This window comes from Aminobacter ciceronei (genome assembly GCF_014138625.1).
GTDB lineage: Bacteria > Pseudomonadota > Alphaproteobacteria > Rhizobiales > Rhizobiaceae > Aminobacter > Aminobacter ciceronei.
The window spans coordinates 129256-144980 of the sequence record NZ_JACJHY010000014.1 but is presented as its reverse complement, the minus strand read 5'-3'; the positions used below and the strand labels follow the sequence as shown (position 1 = coordinate 144980).

Genomic DNA, 15725 nt, shown 5'->3' with positions numbered 1-15725 from the left:
CATGAGCAGTCCGATGACCACCATAGCCGCCGACGACAAGCCGATCTCGATTGCCATCCTCGCCATGGGCGGGCAAGGCGGCGGCGTGCTCGCCGACTGGGTGGTGGCGCTCGCCGAGGCCGAGGGCTGGGTCGCCCAGTCGACCTCGGTGCCCGGTGTTGCCCAGCGCACCGGTGCCACGATCTATTATGTCGAGATGCTCAAGCCGAAGGACGGCCAGATGCCGGTGCTGTCACTGATGCCGACGCCCGGCGACGTCGATGTCGTGCTGGCAGCCGAATTCATGGAAGCCGGCCGCTCGATGCTGCGTGGACTGGTCACGCCGGACAAGACGACGCTGATCGCCTCGACGCATCGATCCTATGCGGTCGGCGAAAAGGAAGTGCCGGGCGACGGCACCGGCGATCCGCTCGCCGTCGCCGATGCTTTCGGCGTCGCGGCCAGGAAGACTATTGTCTTCGACATGCAGACGCTGGCCGAAAAGAATGGCAGCGTCATCTCGTCGGCGATGTTCGGCGCCTTGGCCGGCGCCAATGTCCTGCCGTTCACGCGCCAGGCCTTCGAGGCTGCGGTGCGCGCCGGCGGCAAGGGCGTCGAGGCCAGCCTGCGTGCCTTTGGCGCCGCATTCGACAGAGCCCGCGACGGCACGCCTGATAAACTGGCCAGGAAGCCTGAAAAGCTGCTGCCGGACGCACCTTTGTCGGTCGGCCATCCAAAGCTCGACCGGCTGCTCGACCGCATCCATTCCGAGTTCCCGCCAGTGCTGGCGCCGATGCTTTATGCCGGCGCGAAGAAGCTCGTCGACTTCCAGGACCCGCGTTATGCCGAGGAGTATCTCGACACCGCGTCGCGCCTGCTCACGCTTGACCGAAACGCCGGCGGCGAAACGAGGAACTTCGGCTTCAGCCAGGAGATCGCCAAATATCTCGCCATCGCCATGGCCTATGACGATGTCGTGCGGGTCGCCGACCTCAAGACGCGCGCGACGCGGTTCGAACGCGTCCGCAAGGAGATCGGCGCTACCGGCGAGCAACTCGTCTACACCACCGAATACATGCACCCGCGCGCCGAGGAGGTTGTCGGCACGATGCCGGCGTCCCTCGGCCAGTTCATCGAGAACCGCCCGGCGCTGCTCAAGTTGCTGGAGCGCCTGTTCAGCAAGGGCCGGCGCGTGCGCACCGGTACCGTCGGCTGGTTTTTGGCCCTCTATGCGCTCTCCAGCCTGAAGCCGATACGCCGCACCATGCTGCGCCACAAGCGCGAGATGGCGCATATCGCAAGCTGGCTGGAAATGGCGTCATCCCTGCTGCCCGCCAATTATGAGCTGGCGTCAGCGGTGGTCGGCAGCCGTCGGCTGGTGAAGGGCTATTCCGACACCCACAGCCGCGGCCAGGGCAAGTTCGACAAGGTGCTGTCGGCAGTGCCCCTGCTCAAGGGGCGTGAGGATGGCGGAACCTGGCTCAAGCGCCTCGTTCAGGCGGCGTTGCAAGACGAGGCCGGCAAGTCGCTCGACGGCGCATTGGCGACGGTCCGCAGCTTCGCCTGACGCGCTCGCGCCGTAGCTTAAGTCTCGGCGTCGGCCTTTCCGTCGCCGTTCTTGACCGTTGCGTCACCGCCGCCGCCGATCCGGTCGATGTTGCGCAGGACCTTGTGCAGCGTGACGATGAAAGCGTCGTATTCGTCGGGCTCGATGCCCTCGAACAGCTGCGAGAAGATGCCGAACAGCACCGGCCAGAACTGCTGGAAGACGTCGCGGCCAGCGTCGGTGATGTGCACTTCGCGCACGCGCATGTCGTCAGCGCGCGACTGGCGGCGGACAAAGCCCTGCTCCTCCAGCGCGTCGAGCGTACGGCTCATCGTCGACTGTTCGACAACCGCGAGGAATGACAGCTCATTGACGGTAAGCCCGGGCGAGATGGTCAAGAGCGCGATCGCCCGCATCTTCGGCGTGGTCAGGTCGAGCGGGCGCAGCCGTTCCTGCAGGTTGGCGTTGTAGCTTGCCGACAGGCGGTTGATGAGGTGCGGGGCAAAGCGGTTGAGCCCGATTTCGCCGAGGCTGGGCAGACGGTTGCCATCTCCAGCTTCCCTGAACGACCCGGTGAAGTATTTCGTGATCATTGCTACCCGTTCGGCTCGATGGAGTTCGACGCTGTCCGGATTGCCATGAAGCCGATTATCCGGCAACCGTCCAGAGCGTCTCACCTGGCATCAAATGAAAAGGCCGGGCGCCACAAGGCAACCCGGCCCTACGCCTCGAGATGGCTGGTACCCATTCATCTCGAGGCGACAGCGGCGGTGGGAGCCGCCGCAGTCCCCACTGAGGCCCGATCAGGCGCGTGGCGCGAGCGCGAAGGCGCGCACCGGGCTGCCAGTGCCGCCGACAATCTTGAGCGGCGCCACGACCAGAACGGCACCGGTGGCTGGCAGCTTGTCGAGGTTGCACAGGCTGGCGAGGCCGTAGCTGCCGACTTCGAGCAGCAAGCTGTGCGCGGGGAACGGCGGATCCATCGCCACCGCGCTGCCGGCATCGGTGCCGACGCATTCGTTGCCGAAACCGAGCACGCCGCGCTCGACCAGCAGACGAACGCAGTCGACGCTCGGCCCGGGCGTATGCGGGCCATTGTCGTCTGCGTTCAGGAAGGCCTCGGTCGAGGTGTTGCGCGGATACCAGTCCGAGCGCATCAGCACCCAGGCGCCACGCGGAATTTGACCGTGCACCGCCTCCCAGGCCTTTACGCCATCGGCGGTCAGCAGGAAGTCCGGATTGCCGGCGACCTCCTTTGAACAGTCGATAACGACGCAAGGTGCTACGAATGACTGCGGCGACACGGTGTCGGTGGTGCCCTGGGCGACATCCTTGCCGGAGATCCAGTGCACCGGGGCATCGAAATGGGTGCCGGTGTGCTCGCCGAGCTCCATCCAGCCCCAGGCCCACCAAGGACCGTTGGCATCATAGCGCGAGATCTCGTGCATCTTGAACTTCGGCGTGTTCTTGGCGAAGTCCGGCGGCAGGTACAGGACCGGCGTATCTGGCCCCAGCGGTGCGGTCAGGTCGACGATCTGGACCGCGCCCGTGGCGATTGCCGACGCGAAATCCGCCAACGTCTGGTTGGCTGTCATCTTGGCTCTCCTCCTCTTTGCCCGGTCCGGAAGGCCAGGTTTGTTTCAGCCTAATCAAGTCATATGCATTTGCAAATATTATTTTTGCCTAGATGCCAACAAGGCTGGCATCCTTCAAGCTCGAATATCCCCGTATGCATGGTTTCGGTGGGGTTTGACTGACCAAGGGGCAGCTGTCGAGATGCCAGCGTGCCTGATCTTGGCCCCGGCAGGCCGCTGCATTGTGCCTGCTTTCGCCTTCAGGGCAGGTGAAAATCTTCCGAGCCGGCACAAATTCGACAAAAATCCGAAATTCGGACGCTTCGCTTTCCTCCTGCGTTAGGCGGCTACGAAAGACGCTGCTAAATAAATCAAACGTCTGATTACAATCACGTATTTCGGCATTTCCTCCGCCGTTGCGGTCTCAACTCCAGTCTTCCGGCCTCGCTTTACAACCGCAAAATTTTGTGCGCTTATGATCAAATGATGGAAGTGAGGAACGTTTCCGCGACGGCTTGACCAACGGGGCACCAAGGCCTGAGACGAGCACGCGGCTGCCATCATCCATACAAGGGGAACGGACTGATGAACAAAACCAAGGGCCTGATGCTGGCCAGCCTGCTTGCAGCCACCGCATTTTCCACCACCTCGGCAATGGCCCAGGACGCCGCTTGCCCGGTCAAGATCGGCGGCGTGCTGTCGCTGACGGGATCGATGGGTGCGGTGGGCAAGGCCATCGGCAACAGCGCACAGCTCGCCATCGCCAACATCAACGAAGGCGGCGGCGTCAAGGGCTGCCAGGTCGAGTTCGTGCTGCGCGACGATCAGGGCCAGCCCAATGTCGGCGTCGACGCCGCCAAATATCTCGTCGATGTCGAGGGCGTGAAGGCACTGTCGGCGAGCATCGGCAGCGGCGTCACCATCCCGATCCTGACCTCGGTATCGGCTCCGTCGCAGATCCCCCAGATCGCCTGCTGCTCGTCAGCCCCGGTGCTGACGACGATGGCGCAGGAAGGCAAGACCGGCGGCTTTTTCTTTCGCACCTTCCCGGTGGTCAAGAACCTCTCCTACCTGCCGGCCAAGATCGCGGCCGACCGCGGCCTCAAGCGCATCGCGATGATCTATGTGAACACCGACTACGGCGCGAGCTTGGTCAAGGATTTCACCAAGGCGACCGAGAAGTTCGGCGGCGAAGTGGTCAAGGCTGTCGCCTTCAACGAAAACCAGGCGTCTTATCGCGCCGAAGTTTCGGCGGCGCTGGCCGAGAAGCCCGATGCGATGTTCATCGTCGCCTTCCCACAGGACGGCGCCACCATCGCCCGCGAATGGATCTCGCTCGGCGGCACGCAGCAGCTGATCCTCAACAACGCGCTGCGCAGCCCCGACTTCGTCAAGGCGGTCGGCGCCAAGTACCTGACCAAGGCGTTCGGCACTGACAACACCTCGACCCAGAGCGCCACGCTCGACGAGTTCAAGGCGGCGTTCAAGGCGGCTTACAACATCAGCGCCGACGGCCCTGGCATTTCCAACGAATATGATGCCGTAACGATCCTCGGCCTTGCCATGAACATCGCGCCCGACCTGTCCGGCCCTGCGATCCGCGATGCGATCCGCAAGACCCAGACGCCTGGCGGCGAGGTCATCGGCACCGGCCCGGCAGAGTTCAAGAAGGCACTGGAGCTGGTCAAGGCCGGCAAGCCGATCAAGTATGTCGGCGCGCTCGGTCCAATCGAGTTCGACGTCAACGGCGACATCAGCGGCCCCGCGCTGACCTGGCACATCGAGGGCGAGGAACTGGTCATCGACAAGACCATCAGCGCCGAGGATATGGCGAAGCTGCTGGCGGAAATCGACGGCTAAGGCAGCGGCAACAGGTACGGGACGGGCATGACCAGCTACACGCTTTCCCATTGGGGCACCTACGAGGTCGAACCCCGCGGGAATGGCTTGCTCGCCCTCAAGCCGTTCGGGCGCGATCGGGACCCGAGCCCGATCGGCCTTTACCAACTCGACCCGGCGCTCGACAGGCTCCGGGTCCGACGCCCGGCGATACGCAAGAACTGGCTCGATCACGGCCCTGGCACTGCAGCGGAACGACGCGGCAGCGATCCCTTCGTCGAGGTCGAATGGGACCTCGCCCTCGACCTCGCAGCCGGCGAGATCGACCGGGTCCGGACGAGCCACGGCAATGCGTCGATCTTCGGTGGCTCCTATGGCTGGTCGAGTGCCGGCCGCTTTCACCACGCGCAAAGCCAGGTGCACCGCTTCCTGAATGCCGCCGGCGGCTATGTCCGGCATGTCGATTCCTACAGCCTGGGCGCTGCCAACGTCGTGCTGCCGCATATCGTGGCCAGCATGGACGAACTGATGGCCGGCCATTCCTCCTGGGACACGCTGGCCGCGCATTGCGAGCTGTTCGTCAGCTTCGGCGGCGTGCCGGTCAAGAATGCGCAGATCAATGCCGGCGGCGTCGCCCTGCACGGCGTGCCGGCGGGCCTTGCCGGCATGCGCGCGGCCGGCACCCGCTTCGTCAATATCGGCCCGGTGCGCGACAATTTCGGCGCCGTCTCCGATGCGGCCGAATGGATCGCCTGCCGACCCAACACCGACACCGCCCTGATGCTGGCGCTGGCCTGGGTACTCTACAGCGAAGACCTGCACGACGAGGCCTTCCTCGACCGCTGCTGCACGGGTTTCGAGAACTTCGTCCCCTACCTCACCGGAGCCACCGACGGTGTGCCGAAGACACCCGAATGGGCCGAAGAGATCAGCGGCGTGCCTGCCGGAACCATCGTCGATCTTGCCCGCCATATGGCATCGGCACGCACGATGCTCAATGTTTCGTGGTCGATGCAGCGCGCCAGCCATGGCGAACAACCCTACTGGATGGTGGTGACGCTGGCGGCAATGCTCGGCCAGATCGGGAAGCCTGGCGGCGGTTTCGGCGTCGGTTATGGCGCGGCAAATCTTGTCGGCAGCGCCCACACCCGCATCAAGGGGCCGACGCTGTCGCAGCTCAAGCCGGGCATTCCCGACTTCATTCCGGTCGCCCGCATCGCCGACATGCTGCTCAATCCCGGCGCGCCCTTCACCTACAACGGCAAGACGCAGACCTACCCCGACATCCACCTGATCTATTGGGCCGGCGGCAACCCGTTCCACCATCACCAGGATCTCAACCGCCTGCTCAAGGCCTGGCAGAAGCCCGACACAGTCATCGTCAACGAGCAGTACTGGACGCCGACGGCCAAGCGCGCCGATATCGTCTTGCCGGCGACAATCTCGCTCGAACGCGACGATATCGGTTCCGCCACGCTGGAGGCCTTCATCGTTGCCATGAAGCAAGCAGTGCCGCCGGCGGGAGAGGCGCGCGACGACTACGCCATCTTCGCCGAATTGGCCGAGCGGCTCGGCTGCGGCGAAACCTTCTCCGAAGGGCTCGACGCGACGGGCTGGCTGTCGCGGCTCTACGAGGAATGCCGGCCACTCAATCGCGCGCGCGGGCTCGACCTGCCCGATTTCGAAACCTTTTGGCGCGACGGGCTGATCGACCTGACCCCGCTCGACCAGCCGGTCACCATGCTTGCCGATTTCGTCGCCGATCCGGAGCGCAAACCGCTCGGTACACCGTCGGGCAAGATCGAGATCTTCTCGCAGCGTATCGCCGGCTTCGGCCTGGACGACTGCCCCGGCCATGCGACATGGATGGCACCGGTGGAGTGGCTGGGCGCCGGGCTCGCCACCAGATATCCGCTGCACCTTCTGACCGACCAGCCGGCGCGCCGGCTGCACAGCCAGCTCGACGCCAGCCCCCACAGCGCCGGCGGCAAGTCGAATGGGCGCGAGCTGGTCTACATGAACCCTCGGGATGCTGCGCAACGCGGGCTGGAACAAGGACAGATCGTCGAGCTGTTCAACGACCGCGGCCGCTGTCTGGCCGCCGTCACCATCACCGGCGACATCATGCCCGGCGTGGTGCGGCTCAACACCGGCGCCTGGTTCGATCCGGACCCCGTGACCGGGCTCGAAAAGCACGGCAACCCGAACGTGCTGACGCTCGACATGCCGGCGTCCGGCCTGTCGCAAGGCTGCAGCGCCCAGACGTGCCTTGTAGAGATCGCCGCCTTTGCCGGCCCGCTTCCACCTGTCACCGCCTTTTGCCTGCCGGACTTCGCGACATCATGACCACCGCACAGAGCGCGCCGCACCAACACATGCGTACTGTGTGGTGGCAAACCGCCAATCCGGCCCCTGTCACCCAGCCCTTGCGCGCTGCAAGCAAGGTCGACGTGGCAATCATCGGCGCCGGCTTCACCGGCCTGACCGCTGCACTCCACCTCGCCCGACGCGGCGCGCGTGTCGCCGTGCTCGAGGCGGAGACGATCGGCAGCGGCGCGAGCGGACTCAATGCCGGTTTCGTGGTGCCGAATTTCGCCAAGGCCGACCCTGCGGCGGTGGTTCGCAAGCTTGGCGAGGAACGCGGCTACAGACTGCTGCAGATGATCGGTGGCGGCGCCGATCGCGTCTACGCGACCATCCACGAACATGGCATCGCTTGCGATGCCGAGCAGGTCGGCTGGATGCATGTCGCGCATTCGGAAAAGATGCTCGGCATCCTCGAACACCGGGCGCAGGCCTGGCAGGCGCTGGGCCGTCCGGTGCGCATGCTCAATGGCGGCGAGGCGCGCCGCCGCGCCAGCCTCAGGCACAATGCCGGCGCCCTCATCGATGAGAGCGGCGGCACACTGCATCCGCTCAACTACGCCTATGGATTGGCGAGTGCTGCCATCAAGGCCGGTGCATCGATCCACGAACACGCACCTGTCCAGGCCGTGGAGCGGTCGAACGATGGCTGGCGGCTGACCAGCGGACAAAGCACGATCGACGCCGATAAGGTCCTGCTGTGCACCAATGCCTCGGAACAGGGCGCCGCCCGCCGCCTCGGCCGCATCGTCGTGCCGCTGCGCGTCTATCAGATTGCCACCGCCCCGCTCGACGAGGTCACTGTGCGGCGTATTTCGCCGGAGCGGAACCCCGTCGCCGACACGCGTGCCAATCTCTTCACCTTCAGGCTCGACCGCGACAACCGGCTGATCAGCGGCGGCATGTCGATGCTTCCGCTTGGCGCCGAGGCGCGCATGGCCGCGATGGTCGCCGGGCGCCTGCAGGCCGAGCTCGGCTTGCCTCGACCGCCTGCCGTCGAAAGCATCTGGCGCGGCACCGCCGCCATGACCACCGACTTCCTGCCACATGTCTATGAGTTCGGCCCGCGCTTCATCGGCGGCATCGGCTGCAACGGCCGAGGTATCGCCTTGACCGCCATGCTCGGCGAGGTGCTGGCCGACGCTGCGTCAGGCACGCCGCTCGACGCGTTGCCGATCCCCGAGGCTTCGCCGCGCGCCCTGCCGTTTCGCAGTTTCGCCGCTGCAGCCCCGTCGGTCGCCATCGCCCAGGCCAGGTGGCAGGACCGGCGCCAGGGATTGTAATCGCCCGCTAGCGCGGCATATCTCTGTCTGGCCTCGCAAAGGAGCCGTTTCGATGCTGATCCTCAACCGGCAGGCTGTCGCCGCCGCCTTGCCCATGGCCGACTGCATCGATGCGATGCGTACAGCGTTGTCGGACTTTGCCACCGGAAGCTACCGGCTGTTTCCGCGCCAGCAGCTCAATGCCGGCCCCGGCGAGGTGCTGATGGGGCTGATGCCGACATTCTCGCAAGCAGGCGGCGAGAAGCTCTGGTGCCTGAAGGATGTGCTGGTCGCTCACGACAATGCGGCGCGTGGCCTCGACAACCACCAGGGCGCCGTGCTGCTCAATGACGGCGAAACCGGCCAGTTGCGCGCCGTGCTCGACGCCACCGAAATCACCGCCCGGCGCACCGCCGCGACCTCTGCCGTGGCAACCGCGACCCTGGCCCGGCCCGGCGCCAGGACGGTTGCCATCCTCGGAACCGGCACGCAGGCCGAGACGCATATCGAGGCACTGCGCCATGTCATACCGGACGCAGCCTTCGTGCTCTGGGGCCGCTCGCGCGACAAGCTCGTGGAACTTGCCCGCAAGAGCGGCGGCGCGGTGGCCGACAGCGCGCAGGCCGCGGTCGCAGATGCCGACGTCGTCTGCACCTTGACCGGCTCGAAGGAACCTATCGTCGAGCTCGGCTGGCTGAAGCCGGGCTGCCACATCAATGCCGTCGGCTCGAGCAACCGAGCGGCCCGCGAGCTTGGCGACGACATCGTCGCCACTTCCGCCTTCTTCGTCGATTCGCGCAGCCAGGCCGCCGTCGAGTGCGGCGAGCTGCTGCAGCCGCTCGAGCGCGGCGTGATCGGTCCCGACCATGCCCGTGCCGAGCTCGGCGAGGTGCTTGCCGGATTGCATCCGGGGCGGTCTTCACCGCGGGAGCTTACGGTGTTCAAGTCGCTCGGCATTGCCGTGGAGGATGCAGCGGCGGCCATCCGCGCCGTGAAGAACGCGACCGACAGGGGCCTCGGCCAAAGGATCGACTGGTAGAGCCATCGCGGGCAAACAGTTCATGCGCGCCGTGCCGGCTTGATACCGTACGGCGCGATTTCTATGCTATGTACGAATTCATCGTTTGATCAAAAAAGGATGCTGGATGAGCGTCGATTTCCTGGAGCCCGTGTCGTCGCGCTCGACGATTCAGGACGGTATCTATCGCCAGCTGCGCAAGGCGCTGATGTCGGGCCATTTCGACCCCGGCCAGACACTGACCATCGCCATGCTGTCGGACACGTTCAAGACCAGCCACATGCCGGTGCGCGAGGCGCTGCGTCGCCTGATCGCGGAAAACGCGCTTGTGGTGCTGACCACCGGCTCGGCGCAGGTTCCCACCGTCAGCCTGGCCGCCCTGGACGATCTGTGCCTGACGCGCATCGCACTGGAAACGCTGGCGACCAAGCTCGCCACCGAGCGTTCGACGCCCGCCGACCGCAAGACCTTCCGGCATCTCGTCGAAGAGCATGAGGCGGCCGCCAACGACCGCAACCTCGAGGACATGATGGTCCGGAACCAGGAGCTGCATTTCGCCATCTACGAGTGCTGCGGCTCGCCCGTCATCATCCAGTTCATCCAGAGCCTGTGGCTGCGCTTCGGCCCCTACATGCGCATGTTGTCCGGCCATATCGAGCCGGTGTTGATCTCCGGCAAGTACCAGCCGAGCTCGCACCATCGCGACCTGATCGAGGCGATGGATGCCGGTGACGCGCGTGGCGCCGCCAAGGCGATCAAGGGCGACATCGAGACGACGCAGGCGTTGCTGCGCCGCCTGTGCAAGGAAACTGTCGAGACGAACTGACGGGCCGGCGCGCCGGCGCCGGCCCTTGCTGTCAGGCCGCTCAGACGGCGTGGCGCGAGGTGACCGGTTGCTCGCCGATCAGGCCGCGTGGGCGCAGCAGCAGCACCAGCACCAGCGCCAGGCCGATGATCATCGCCTGGGCGGCACCGCCATAGATCTGGAGCTGCACCGGCAACATCTTCGACGCCACAGCACCAATGACGCTCCAGATGCCCCAGACGACGATCGCGCCGAGGATGGCGCCGCGATTGTTGCCGCTGCCGCCGATGATCAGCATCGCCCAGATCTGGAAGGTCAGGATCGGCAGGAAGTCGAACGGGCTGACGAAGCCGATGAAGCTGGCATAGAGCGCGCCTGCAAGGCCCATCAGCGTCGAGCCGATGACGAATGCCTGCAGGCGGAAGCTGCGGGTGTTCTTGCCCAGCGTCTCGGCCGCGACCTCGTCCTCGCGAATTGCCTTGAGCACGCGTCCCCATGGCGATCGCGCGATGCGCTCAAGCGCGACATAGGCGACGGCAAGGATCGCAACGATGACGGCGAGGTAGCCGAGATTGTTGGCCAGCGGCGTGGCAAACAGGCCGCGGAACGGGTTGGGGATCGAGGCGATGCCCATCGTGCCGCCGGTCAGTGCCTCGAAGTTGGTGGCGACGAGCTGGATGGTGACGGCGATGCCGAAGGTGGCGACAGCGAGGTAGTCGCCGCGCAGCCGGACCGTTGCCAGTCCGGTGATGAGCGCCGCAAGTGCTGCGGCCGCCATCGCGCCGACCACGCCGACGATCCAGGGCAGTTCGAAATTGCCAAGCAGTTCCGGCCGCGGTGGTGCCGTCAGGATCGCAAAGGTGTAGGCGCCGATGGCGTAGAAGCCGACGATACCAGCGTTGAACAGGCCGGTGCCGCCCCATTGCAAGTTGAGCCCAAGCGTCGCGATGCCGAGTATCAGCGCAACGGTGAGGAAGAATACGAGATACGAAACAAATCCAATCATCTGAGCCTCACACGCGTGCCGACCTGGAGAACAGGCCCTGCGGCCTGAGATAGAGGATGATGAGCAGCAGGCCGAAGGGCACCGCCGCCTTGTAGCCGGTCGGAATGACCAGCGCCGACAGGCTTTCGGTGAGGCCGACGATCAGGCCGCCGGCGACCGCGCCAAACAGGCTGCCGGTACCGCCGAGGATCGCCGCCGTGAACAGCGCCAGAAGCATGTTGAAGCCCATCTCCGGACGGATCTGCACGGTCAGGCCAGCAAATACGCCGGCTATTGCGGCAAGGGCGCCGCTCAGCATCCAGGTCCAGCGGACCACCTTGGCAATGTCAATGCCGCAGACCTGCGACAATGCCGGGTTCTCGGCCATCGATCGCATGGCGACGCCGATGCGGCTGTGTTTCAGGAACAGGTGCAGTGCCACGACCAGCGCCACGGTCAGCGCCAGGACGAGCACCTGGTCGGGCATCATCCTGACGTTGGGCAGGATCTCCAGCGAGATCTGCAGCTCCTGGCCATAATAGTGGGCGTCGGCACCCCAGACGAAGAGCACCAGATTGCGCAGGATCAGCGCGATGCCGAAGCTGGCGAAGACCAATGTCAGGCTGCTTGCGCGGCGCTTTCTGAGCCTGGAAAACACCAGCGTGTCGGCGGCGATGGCGATCAGCCCGGTGCCGATGCAGGAGACGACGATTGCCACGAGCAGCGGCCAGCCGAAGGAAAACGGGCCGATGGCTTGACCGGCGGGCAGGACGGTGACGACGGCAAGCGCCATGTAGGCGCCCCAGGTCAGCATTTCGGCATGGGCGAAGTTGGCGAATTTCAGCATGTGCGCGCACAGCGAATAGCCGATTGCCCCGAGCGCGAGGATACCGCCGGTCAAGAGACCGTCGGCGATGGCTTGTCCGATCATGATTTCCTCCGGAAGCCCAGGAATGCTTCGGCAATGGCGTCGTTGTCGAGCAGGTCGGCCGCCGTTCCCGTCATGTGGTTGCGGCCCTCGACCAGGACATAGGCGCGGTCGGAAACCCGAAGGGCTGCCTTGGCATTCTGCTCCACCATCAGCACCGCGACCCCGCTCTTGGCGAGGCGGCGCAGGTCGTCGAGCACCTCGTGCACGATCTTGGGCGCCAGGCCAGCCGTGGGCTCGTCGAGCATGATGACGCGCGGGTCGGTCATCAGCGCGCGTGCCACCGCGAGCATCTGGCGCTGGCCGCCCGACAGCACGTTGGCAGCGGCGCGGCGGCGATCCGCCAGAGCAGGAAAATGCTCGAAGGCCCGTTGCACGCGTTCGCGCAACAGCGAACGCGGCAAGGTGTGGCCGCCGCTGATCAGATTGTCCTCGATCGACAGCGACGAAAAGACGTTGCTGGTCTGCGGCACGAAACCGACGCCCGCGGCGATGATCTCATGCGTCGGCAGCCCGGAAATGCGCTGGCCGCCGAGCCTGACCTCGCCGCCCTCGACCAGCACCAGGCCGGCCAACGCCTTGAGGAAAGTCGACTTGCCGGCCCCGTTCGGGCCGATCAGCGTGACCAGTTCGCCGGCATCGACGATGACCGAGATGTCGAAGACGATCGGCATGCCGGGGATATAGCTGGCGCGCAGGTTGCGCGCCTCGCAGACGGGTGCGCTCATGCCAGTTCTCCCACACTGACGTCACCGAGATAGGCGTCGACGACGCGCTGCTCCTTCATCACGCCGGCCGGGTCACCTTCGAAGATCACCCGGCCCTGCGCCATCACCACGATGTGGCGGCAGATGCGCATCACCATGTCCATGTTGTGCTCGACAATGAGGAAGGCGACGCCACGTTCGTTCAGCGCCACGATCTTGTCGATCAGCGTCTCGATGAGCGTCGGGTTGACGCCGGCCGTCGGCTCGTCGAGCAGGATGAGCGGCGGATCGACCATCATGACGCGGGCAAGTTCGAGCAATTTTTGCTGGCCGCCCGAAAGCACCCCGGCGAGGTCGCGCGCCTTGTCGGCGAGGCCGGTGAAGGCGAGCACCTCCATCGCCCGTTCGCGGGAGCGGCGCTCCTCGGCGGCGACAAGGCCGCTGCGGAACCAGTTGTTCCAGAATGTCTCGCCCGACTGAGCGGTGGCCGACAGCATGACGTTCTCGAGTACCGACATCTGGGGAAACGGCCGCGGGATCTGGAAGGTCCGCGCCAGGCCGGCGCGGAAGATCCTATCGGGCCTGAGGCCCGAAATGGGCTTGCCGTCGAAGATCACCTCGCCGGCGCTCGGCTGGACTTCGCCGGCAATGAGGCCGAACAACGTGCTCTTGCCGGCGCCGTTGGGACCGATCAGGCCGGTGATCTGGCCCGCCTTGACCGAAATGTCGACACCGTCCACGGCCTTGAGCGCGCCGAAGCTCCTCGAGAGGCCCCGGGTCTGCAGGATGACATCGCCGGTCTGTGTCATGCGCTGCCCCGCCTTTCGCCGCTGGCCGGCGCGCCATCGCGGCCGTCCCATAGATTGTTGAAGAACCTGGACAGCCGATCCATGCCTTCGTCCAGCCGCTCGAGGCTTTCGGAGCCGAAGCAGACGCGAAGATGGCCTTCGCCCGACCGACCATAGAAGCTGCCGGCCTCGACGACCACATCCGCCTCGTCGAGGATCCTCTCCGCCAGCGCCTGCGACGGGATGCCGAAGGCCGAGATGTCGGGGAAGGCGTAGATGGCGCCTTGCGGCGACGGGCACTTCACACCCGGCATCTGGTTCAGGCGGCGAACGACGAGATCGCGCTTTTGGCGGTCGTGGTCGACCAGTTCGGCAAGCACTGCGGAAGGGCCGGTGATCGCGGCACGACCACCGGCCTGGATAAATGTATTGACGTGGGTGGCGTCGTTGGCGGTGATCTTCAGCAGCCCGGGCATCGCCCAGGAAGGGGCTGCCATGTAGCCGAGACGCCACCCATCCATGGCAAAGGATTTGGTGAATGCAAAAGCGGTGATGGTGCGCTCGGCCATGCCGGGCAGTGCCGCGATGCTGACATGCTCGCGGCCATCATAGACCATGTCTTCGTAGACCTCGTCGGAGACGACGAGCAGGTCGCGCCGGATCGCCAGTTCGGCGAGGCCCTCGAGCTCGGTGCGCGAGTAGACGCGGCCGGTCGGGTTGACCGGATTGACCAGCACGATCATCCGGGTGCGCTCGGTGATGGCGGCCTCGATCAGCTCGGGCCTGAGGGCGAAGTCGTCGGCTGCATCCAGCGTCACGAACACCGGTCTGGCGCCGGCCAGTTCGATCTTGCCGATGTGCTGGGGATAGAATGGGTCGAGCAGGATCGCTTCGTCGCCCGGATCGAGCAAGGCAAGGAACGCCGCGAACGAGGCATGCGTCAGGCCATTGGTGACCAGGATGTCGGCTGCGCTCACATCCATGCCGTTCTGGTTGCGCAGCTTTTCGGCGAGCGCCTCACGAAAGCTCGCGGTGCCTTTGAGGTCGCTGTAGTGGACGTCGCCGGCCAGGATCGCCGCGATCGTCGCCTGCTTGATGTGTTCGGGCGTGTCGGCCGCCGGGCGGCCGAGTTCGAGATGGATGAGGTCGCGCCCGCTGCCGGCGAGTGCCGCAGCCTTCTGGTACATGCCGAATGATTTCTGTGGCGTCCCGGAGATACGCCGCGCGACCCGCCTCATTGTCCCACCTTGGCAACATCTGCAGCGGTGTCGGCCTGACGCCGCGCGATGACCTCGAGCTCGACCTTGATCTCCTCGACGGCGAAACCGACGATGACGGTGGTGTTGGTCGGGCGCGGATCGGAGAAGGTCTGGCCGAGCAGGCGCGAGACGGCATTGACGTCGTCGCGGCTGGCAAGATTGACGCGCACCGACACTATGTCGCGCATGCTGGAGTCCGCCTCGGCCAGGGCGGCGGCGATGATGTCGAGCGCGCGGCGCGTCTGCACCGCCGCGTCCGGGTCGAAGCCGCCGATCTCGGGATCGTATCCCGCCGTACCCGAAACGAAAATCCAGTCGCCATCGACCACGGCTCGTGAGTAGCCAGCCAGTTCCTCGAAGGGAGAACCTGAATAGATCGCTTTTCGGGTCATTGGTCGCCTCTGCCTTTCGCGCTCATTTGATCAAACCATCATCGTGATAACGTAAGTTCGCGGTGAGATCAACCGCCTCGGATTGGTGTCGGCGTTTTGCCTTGATGAACGGACGCTGCAGGGAAACGGTCGGTAGCCCCGGACACCGGCTCGCGACCGCCGGCCTGACCGGCGCAGCAGTCAAATGCGCGTGACCCACGGCGATATCGCGTAACAAAGCCACCTCCATCTCCGTATCCTCTACTGGCGGGCCGAACAGGTCCCCGGGCGTCCCGCAAG

General features: G+C 65.3%; 15 protein-coding genes. 6 read left to right on the top strand and 9 right to left on the bottom strand.

Going from position 1 to position 15725, the window contains the following annotated elements:
• Window positions 1-13 precede the first annotated feature (13 nt).
• The gene (locus HNQ95_RS15995; RefSeq protein WP_246340773.1) at window positions 14-1546 is read left to right on the top strand and encodes an indolepyruvate oxidoreductase subunit beta family protein; all 1533 of its coding nucleotides are present in this window, start codon (window positions 14-16) and stop codon (window positions 1544-1546) included.
• Between the two features lie 17 nt (window positions 1547-1563).
• On the opposite strand, the gene HNQ95_RS15990 is transcribed toward HNQ95_RS15995, so the two are convergent.
• Window positions 1564-2115 carry a MarR family winged helix-turn-helix transcriptional regulator gene (locus HNQ95_RS15990; protein ID WP_083948718.1) on the bottom strand — a complete coding sequence of 184 codons (552 nt, stop codon included), beginning with the start codon at window positions 2113-2115 and terminating at the stop codon, window positions 1564-1566.
• 213 nt (window positions 2116-2328) lie between these two features.
• Complete coding sequence (locus HNQ95_RS15985; protein WP_067955525.1) at window positions 2329-3120, bottom strand: cyclase family protein; 792 nt, start codon at window positions 3118-3120, stop codon at window positions 2329-2331.
• A 564-nt stretch (window positions 3121-3684) separates the two neighbouring features.
• On the opposite strand from HNQ95_RS15985, the gene HNQ95_RS15980 reads away from it, so the two are divergent.
• The 5 genes from HNQ95_RS15980 to HNQ95_RS15960 all read left to right on the top strand — a co-directional run bounded on the left by HNQ95_RS15980 (window position 3685) and on the right by HNQ95_RS15960 (window position 10408).
• Complete coding sequence (locus HNQ95_RS15980) at window positions 3685-4959, top strand: ABC transporter substrate-binding protein (protein WP_067955527.1); 1275 nt, start codon at window positions 3685-3687, stop codon at window positions 4957-4959.
• 27 nt (window positions 4960-4986) lie between these two features.
• Entirely contained in the window at window positions 4987-7284 is a 2298-nt protein-coding gene (locus HNQ95_RS15975; protein WP_182574512.1) for a molybdopterin guanine dinucleotide-containing S/N-oxide reductase, read from the top strand.
• Window positions 7281-8585, top strand: coding sequence for an NAD(P)/FAD-dependent oxidoreductase (locus HNQ95_RS15970; protein WP_182574511.1), 1305 nt, complete (start codon window positions 7281-7283; stop codon window positions 8583-8585). The genes HNQ95_RS15975 and HNQ95_RS15970 overlap by 4 nt, the downstream gene beginning before the upstream one ends.
• 52 nt (window positions 8586-8637) lie before the next feature.
• Complete coding sequence (locus HNQ95_RS15965; RefSeq protein ID WP_154385218.1) at window positions 8638-9603, top strand: ornithine cyclodeaminase family protein; 966 nt, start codon at window positions 8638-8640, stop codon at window positions 9601-9603.
• A 106-nt stretch (window positions 9604-9709) separates the two neighbouring features.
• The gene (locus HNQ95_RS15960; RefSeq protein ID WP_067955535.1) at window positions 9710-10408 is read left to right on the top strand and encodes a GntR family transcriptional regulator; all 699 of its coding nucleotides are present in this window, start codon (window positions 9710-9712) and stop codon (window positions 10406-10408) included.
• A gap of 40 nt (window positions 10409-10448) precedes the next feature.
• Here the strand turns inward: HNQ95_RS15960 and HNQ95_RS15955 are convergent, their stop codons facing one another.
• The 7 genes from HNQ95_RS15955 to HNQ95_RS15925 are packed head-to-tail and all read right to left on the bottom strand — an operon-like array spanning window position 10449 to window position 15675.
• Complete coding sequence (locus HNQ95_RS15955; RefSeq protein WP_154385219.1) at window positions 10449-11393, bottom strand: branched-chain amino acid ABC transporter permease; 945 nt, start codon at window positions 11391-11393, stop codon at window positions 10449-10451.
• Between the two features lie 7 nt (window positions 11394-11400).
• Entirely contained in the window at window positions 11401-12303 is a 903-nt protein-coding gene (locus HNQ95_RS15950; protein WP_154385220.1) for a branched-chain amino acid ABC transporter permease, read from the bottom strand.
• On the bottom strand, window positions 12300-13028 hold the full coding sequence (locus HNQ95_RS15945) for an ABC transporter ATP-binding protein (RefSeq protein ID WP_067955541.1): 729 nt from the start codon (window positions 13026-13028) through the stop codon (window positions 12300-12302). The genes HNQ95_RS15950 and HNQ95_RS15945 overlap by 4 nt, the downstream gene beginning before the upstream one ends.
• On the bottom strand, window positions 13025-13816 hold the full coding sequence (locus tag HNQ95_RS15940) for an ABC transporter ATP-binding protein (protein WP_182574510.1): 792 nt from the start codon (window positions 13814-13816) through the stop codon (window positions 13025-13027). The genes HNQ95_RS15945 and HNQ95_RS15940 overlap by 4 nt, the downstream gene beginning before the upstream one ends.
• A complete protein-coding gene (locus HNQ95_RS15935) occupies window positions 13813-15033 on the bottom strand; it encodes a pyridoxal phosphate-dependent aminotransferase (protein WP_154385222.1) in 1221 nt (406 codons plus the stop codon). The genes HNQ95_RS15940 and HNQ95_RS15935 overlap by 4 nt, the downstream gene beginning before the upstream one ends.
• Complete coding sequence (locus HNQ95_RS15930; RefSeq protein ID WP_067955545.1) at window positions 15030-15446, bottom strand: Rid family hydrolase; 417 nt, start codon at window positions 15444-15446, stop codon at window positions 15030-15032. Before HNQ95_RS15930 ends, HNQ95_RS15935 begins: the two co-directional genes overlap by 4 nt.
• A 22-nt stretch (window positions 15447-15468) precedes the next feature.
• Window positions 15469-15675: a hypothetical protein gene (locus tag HNQ95_RS15925; protein WP_182574509.1), complete on the bottom strand. Its 207-nt coding sequence runs from the start codon at window positions 15673-15675 to the stop codon at window positions 15469-15471.
• Window positions 15676-15725: the final 50 nt, after the last annotated feature.